Raw genomic sequence first — 6209 nt, forward strand, 5'->3', positions numbered from 1 at the left:
GGAGACCTCGGCGGGAGTGCTCGATGTGCTCGGCGGGCTGAACCGTCCGAGCCGGTGGCCGGAGCTCGCCGCGGCGCGCCTGCGCGCAACGCTCGCGGTCGCCAGGGACTGGCAGGACGAGACCGTCGTCGACGTCGCCGCGGCATTCGACGAGGACGACGATCAGCTCGGGCCCGAGGCGCCGCAGCGCCACGCGGCGACAGCCGCCGTGCTGCTCGAGGCCGATGCGGTGGTCGCCGTGCTCGGGGCCGACCCGCTCGGTGTCAGCCGGTTCCTGCGCGGATACGCCGAGCTGCGCCACCTGATCGGTGAGACGCCGGTCACGGTCGTCGCCAACCGTGCACGTCCCGGCCCGCTCGGCATCGACGCGAGAGGGCAGATCCGGCGCACGCTCAGCCGGTTCGCGGGCATCGACGACGTCGCCTTCGTGCCGCACGACCAGCGGGCGGCCGATTCCGCGGCGCTGCACGCGAGAGCGATCGCCGACGTCTCGCCCCGGTCTCAGCTGGTGAGCGCCGTGCGGCGCATCGCCGCCGGTCTCGGCGCCCGCGCCGAGGTCACTGCCGGTAGCTCGAGAGGAAGTTCCCGAGGCGCTCGATCGCCTCGCTGAGCACGCGCGCCTCCGGCAGCGTGACGACGCGCAGGTGGTCGGGTGTAGCCCAGTTGAATCCGGTGCCCTGCACGAGCAGGATCTTCTCGGACACGAGCAGGTCGTAGACGAGCTTCTCGTCGTCGCGGATCTCGTGCACCTCGGGGTCCAGTCGCGGGAACGCGTACAGCGCGCCGGCGGGCTTCACGCAGCTGACGCCGGGGATCGCCTCGAGACCGCTCCAGGCGATGTCGCGCTGCTCGTGCAGCCGGCCGGTCGGCGCGATCAGCGAGTCGATCGACTGCACCCCTCCGAGCGCGGCCTGCACGGCGTACTGCGCCGGCACGTTGGGACACAGGCGGGTGGATGCCAGCAGCGTGATGCCCTCGAGGAACCCGCGGGCGTGCGACGTCGGCCCCGTGATGACCACCCAGCCCGACCGGTAGCCGGCGACACGGTAGGTCTTGGAGAGCCCGTTGAAGGTGAGGCAGAGCAGATCGGGGGCGAGCGTGGCGGTCGGGATGTGCTCGGCGTCGTCGAAGAGGATGCGGTCGTAGATCTCGTCGGAGAGCAGCAGCAGCTCGTTCTCCCGCGCGATCTGCACGAGGCCCTCGAGCACCTCCTTCGAGTACACGGCACCGGTGGGGTTGTTGGGGTTGATGATGACGATCGCCTTGGTGCGCGGCGTCACCTTCGAGCGGATGTCCTCGAGGTCCGGCTGCCAGCCGTCCTCCTCGTCGCAGATGTAATGCACCGGCGTGCCGCCGGCGAGCGAGGTCATGGCCGTCCACAGCGGGTAGTCCGGGGCGGGGATGAGCACCTCGTCGTCCTCGTCGAGCAGCGCCTGCATGACCATGGTGATCAGCTCGGAGACGCCGTTGCCGAGGTACACGTCGTCGGGATCGAAGCGCGGGAAGCCCTCGACCTCCTCGTAGCGGCTGACGACAGCTCGGCGAGCGGAGATCACGCCCTTGCTGTCGCTGTAGCCGTGCGCGGTCGGCAGAGCAGCGAGCATGTCGCGCACGATCTGGTGCGGCGCCTCGAAGCCGAAGGTCGCCGGGTTGCCGGTGTTCAGCTTGAGGATCTGATGCCCCTCGGACTCCAGGCGCGCCGCCTCGACAAGTGCCTTGCCGCGGATCTCGTAGAGAACGTTCCTCAGCTTCGACGACTGGTCAAGTGTGCGGCGGGTCATTCCGCAAGGATACCGGCCGCGGCGTGTGCGGCTGACGCGGGCGGTGCTGGCCGCCCGCGTCAGTGCACCCTACTTCTTCTTCTTGCTCTGCGCCCGGCGCTGCTCGCGGTTGCCGGCGGGCTGCTCATCGGCATCCACCGACTGGCCGAATGCGCCGCGGGCGGAGGCGCGCGCGGTGGCCGCCTTCTGCACCTGGCCGCTCTCGTCGCGCACCTCGACGCCGCCGGCATCGTCGGGCGCCGAGTACTCCAGCTTCTGCACGGGCTGCTCGTCGACCAGGCCCTTGGCCTCGACCTCGGTCTGGTCGTCGCCGGCGCGACGCACCTCGACCTCGAGGTTGAAGAGGTAGCCGACCGACTCCTCCTTGATCTGGCCCATCATCGCCTGGAACATCGCGTACCCCTCGCGCTGATACTCGATCAGCGGGTCGCGCTGCGCCATCGCCCGCAGGCCGATGCCGTCCTTGAGGTAGTCCATCTCGTAGAGGTGGTCACGCCAGCGACGGTCGAGCACCTGCAGCACGACCCGGCGCTCGAGCTCGCGCGTCGCGGCCTCACCGAGCGCCTCCTCGCGCTTCTCGTACGCGATCCTCGCGTCGGAGAGCAGTTCGCGCTTGAGCCCCTCAGCGGTGATGGCGCCCTTGCGGTCTCCCGCCTCGGCGACGACCTCGTCGATCGTCACGTCCATCGGGTACAGCGTCTTCAGCTCCGCCCACAGAGAGTCGAAGTCCCAGCTCTCGGTGTGGCCGGCGCTCGTGTGGTCGTCGACGATCCCGCCGATCGCATCCTCGATGAAGTGCTGCACGCGGTCGGCGATGTCGTCGCCGTGCAGGATCTGACGGCGGTCGGCGTAGATCGCCTCACGCTGGCGGTTCAGCACGTCGTCGTACTTGAGCACGTTCTTGCGCATCTCGGCGTTGCGCGCCTCGACCTGAGACTGGGCGCTGCGGATCGCACGGCTGACCAGTCCCGACTCGATCGGCACGTCGTCGGGGAAGTTGGTGCGGGCCAGGATCGCCTCGGCGGCACCCGACTGGAACAGGCGCATCAGGTCGTCGGTGAGGCTCAGGTAGAAGCGGCTCTCGCCGGGGTCTCCCTGGCGGCCCGAGCGTCCGCGCAGCTGGTTGTCGATGCGGCGCGACTCGTGGCGCTCGGTGCCGAGCACGTACAGGCCACCCGCCTCGGTCACCTTGACGCCGTCCTCGGCGACCTGCTTCTTCATCGCCTCGTAGGTGTCGTCCCACGCGGCCTCGTACTCCTCGGGAGTCTCCTCCGGATCGAGTCCCTTGGCCCTGAGCTCCTGCACGGCGAGGAACTCGGCGTTTCCGCCGAGCATGATGTCAGTGCCTCGTCCGGCCATGTTCGTGGCGACCGTGACCGCGCCGAGCTTTCCGGCGAGGGCGACGATCTCGGCCTCGCGCGCGTGGTTCTTGGCGTTGAGCACCTCGTGCTTGACGCCCTTCTTCGCGAGCAGGCGCGAGAGGTACTCGCTCTTCTCGACGCTCACCGTGCCCACCAGCACCGGCTGACCGGCCTGATGACGCTCGGCGATGTCCTCCACGACCTGCGCGAACTTCGCCTGCTCGTTCTTGTACACGAGGTCGGGCTGGTCCTTGCGGATCATCGGGCGGTTGGTCGGGATCGGAACCACGCCGAGCTTGTAGGTCGACATGAACTCCGCCGCCTCGGTCTCGGCGGTTCCGGTCATGCCGGCGAGCTTCTCGTACAGACGGAAGTAGTTCTGCAGGGTGACGGTGGCCAGGGTCTGGTTCTCGGCCTTGACCGGCACCGCCTCCTTGGCCTCGATGGCCTGGTGGATGCCCTCGTTGTAGCGGCGCCCGACGAGGATGCGGCCGGTGTGCTCGTCGACGATCATGACCTCGTCGTTCATCACGACGTAGTCGGTGTCGCGCTTGAACAGCGCGATGGCCTTGATCGAGTTGTTCAGGAACGAGATGAGCGGGGTGTTGGCCGACTCGTAGAGGTTGTCGATGCCGAGGTAGTCCTCGACCTTCTCGATGCCCGGCTCGAGGACGCCGATGGTGCGCTTCTTCTCGTCGACCTCGTAGTCGACGCCCGCCTCGAGCGTGCGGGCGATCTTGGCGAACTCGGTGAACCACCGGTTCGCCTCGCCGGAGGACGGTCCTGAGATGATCAGCGGCGTGCGGGCCTCGTCGATGAGGATCGAGTCGACCTCGTCGACGATCGCGAAGAAGTGCTCGCGCTGGACGAGGTCCTCCTTGCGCCACGCCATGTTGTCGCGCAGGTAGTCGAAGCCGAACTCGTTGTTCGTGCCGTACGTGATGTCGGCGGCGTACTGCTGGCGTCGCACCTCCGGGGTCTGGCCCGACACGATGGTGCCGGTCGTCATTCCCAGAGCGCGGTGCACGCGACCCATCAGCTCGGACTGGTAGGAGGCGAGGAAGTCGTTCACCGTGATGACGTGCACGCCCTTGCCGGCGATGGCGTTGAGGTACGACGGGAAGGCGGCGACGAGCGTCTTGCCCTCACCGGTCTTCATCTCGGCGATGTTGCCGAAGTGCAGCGCGGCACCGCCCATGATCTGCACGTCGTACGCGCGCATGCCCAGGGTGCGGCGCGCGGCCTCGCGCACAGCGGCGAAGGCCTCGGGCATGAGCTGGTCGAGGGTCTCACCCTCGTCGAATCGCGCGCGCAGCTCGGCGGTCTCATTCCGCAGCTCGTCGTCGGTGAGCTTCTCGAAGTCGTCTTCGAGCGCGTTCACGGCCTTCGTGACCTGCTTGAGCCGACGGAGGATGCGTCCCTCGCCCGCGCGCAGCAGCTTCTCGAGAGGATTCGCCACGGATGTCTCCCTTGGATATACGTCCCGGAACAATGGTCTGCACCGGACATGCTTTGCCATGTTACCGGCGCGTGACCTGCGCACGCTGTGCACCCGCAGGTCGGTGCACGCTCACGGCGAACGGACACGCCGCGTGGGATCCCGCAGGCATCCGATGTTGCCGGATATGCATATACCGAGAAACGCAATACCGGCGCGGCCGGTCGAGGAGTCACATGTCCGTTCGCCAGAGCCTGCTCGCCATCCTCGACCAGGGGCGGTGCTACGGCTACCAGCTGCGCGCCGAGTTCGATCGCCGCACCGGCTCCACCTGGCCGCTCAATGTGGGCCAGATCTACAACACCCTCGAACGCCTCGAGCGCGACGGCCTGGTCGAGAGGGGCGCGACAGACGAGCGCGGTCACGTCTACTGGCAGATCACGTCCGCGGGGCGGGCAGAGGTGCGCGTCTGGCTGGACCGCCCGGTCGAGCGCGCACATGGCACCCGCGACGAGCTCGCCATCAAGCTGGCGGTCGCCGCCACCCTGCCCGGTGTCGACGTCGCGAGCGTCATCCGGCATCAGCGGACGGCGTCGCTCACGCAGCTGGAACGGCTGACCGGCGCCAGGCCCGCCGGAGTGGACCCGGGCGGGCCCGAGGAGCTCGCCAGGTCATTGGTGGCCGATTCGATGATCTTCGCCGCCGAGGCCGAGGTGCGCTGGCTCGATCACATCGAGCAGCGTCTCAGCGCGCATCCGCAGCACGCGCTGCAGCTGGAGCTGTCGACCGAGCGCCCCAAGCGCGGGCGTCCGGCGAAGGCTTCGGTCTGAGCGGCCGTCCGACCCACGTGTTCGCGAGGGGCGCACCCGATGCACAGCACGCGCATCGGCCGACGACCGTAGGATCGTCACATGGCCGGATTCTGGGGCAGACGCAGACGTGAGGACGAGACGCTGGCAGCGCAGGACGCGGATCTCGCGCGCCGCGCCGAGCAGGCGCTGGTCGCGACGGACGAGCGCATCCGCACCACCTCCGACGAGCTCGCGTTCGCACAGGCCGAGCTCGGCGACTCGCTGACCGCCGACCTCGGCAACGCGCTGCGGTCGGTGCGCACGCATCTCGGTGAGGCGTTCCAGCTGCACCAGCTGAATCACGACGAGATCCCCGACACCGTCGAAGAGCTGCGCACCCGCAACGCGCGCATCGTGCAGCTGTGCGAGTGGGCAGAGAACCTCCTCGACGAGAAGACCGGCGAGCTGGCCGAGACGGTCGCGACGGTGCGCCGGGCTCCGGAGATCATCGCCCAGGTGCGGCGGGATGCCGAATCCCTCGCATCACGCATCCCCCAGGCGCGCGCGACCATCGAGCGCCTCTCGTCGCGATACTCCGAGACCGCGATGCGGCGGATCGCCTCGTCGGGCGACGAAGGCGAGCAGCTGCTCGCCTTCGCCACGCACAGTGCAGACGTGTCCGAGCGTCGACGGGCCGCACGCCAGAACGAGGAGGCGAATCTCGCCCTCGAGACCGCGACCGAGGCCGTGCGCCGTGCCGGTGCCCTGCTGGATGCCGTCGAGGACTTCGAGATCGAGGCGCTGCGCGCCGAGTCCACTCTGGCCGACGTGGTCGCCG

3 protein-coding genes and 2 pseudogenes are annotated in these 6209 nt (G+C 68.8%); 3 read left to right on the top strand and 2 right to left on the bottom strand.

Annotation, left to right across the window (positions count from 1 at the left end; genetic code table 11):
- Positions 1–610 (top strand): annotated as a pseudogene (locus RT309_RS13200) (hypothetical protein); the annotation flags it as partial.
- On the opposite strand, the gene RT309_RS13205 reads toward RT309_RS13200, so the two are convergent.
- Positions 558–1781, bottom strand: a complete 1224-nt coding sequence (locus tag RT309_RS13205; RefSeq protein WP_313357739.1) for a pyridoxal phosphate-dependent aminotransferase — start codon at positions 1779–1781, stop codon at positions 558–560. The pseudogene RT309_RS13200 and the gene RT309_RS13205 overlap by 53 nt on opposite strands.
- Before the next feature lie 69 nt (positions 1782–1850).
- Positions 1851–4601, bottom strand: a complete 2751-nt coding sequence (gene secA / locus RT309_RS13210) for a preprotein translocase subunit SecA (protein WP_313357741.1) — start codon at positions 4599–4601, stop codon at positions 1851–1853.
- Positions 4602–4816: 215 nt separating this feature from the next.
- Between secA and RT309_RS13215 the strand changes: the two genes are divergently transcribed.
- Positions 4817–5410: a PadR family transcriptional regulator gene (locus tag RT309_RS13215; protein WP_313357743.1), complete on the top strand. Its 594-nt coding sequence runs from the start codon at positions 4817–4819 to the stop codon at positions 5408–5410.
- Positions 5411–5491: 81 nt separating this feature from the next.
- Positions 5492–6209: pseudogene (locus tag RT309_RS13220) on the top strand (hypothetical protein); the annotation flags it as partial.

Source organism: Microbacterium sp., from assembly GCF_032084865.1.
In the GTDB taxonomy this organism is placed as follows: domain Bacteria; phylum Actinomycetota; class Actinomycetes; order Actinomycetales; family Microbacteriaceae; genus Microbacterium.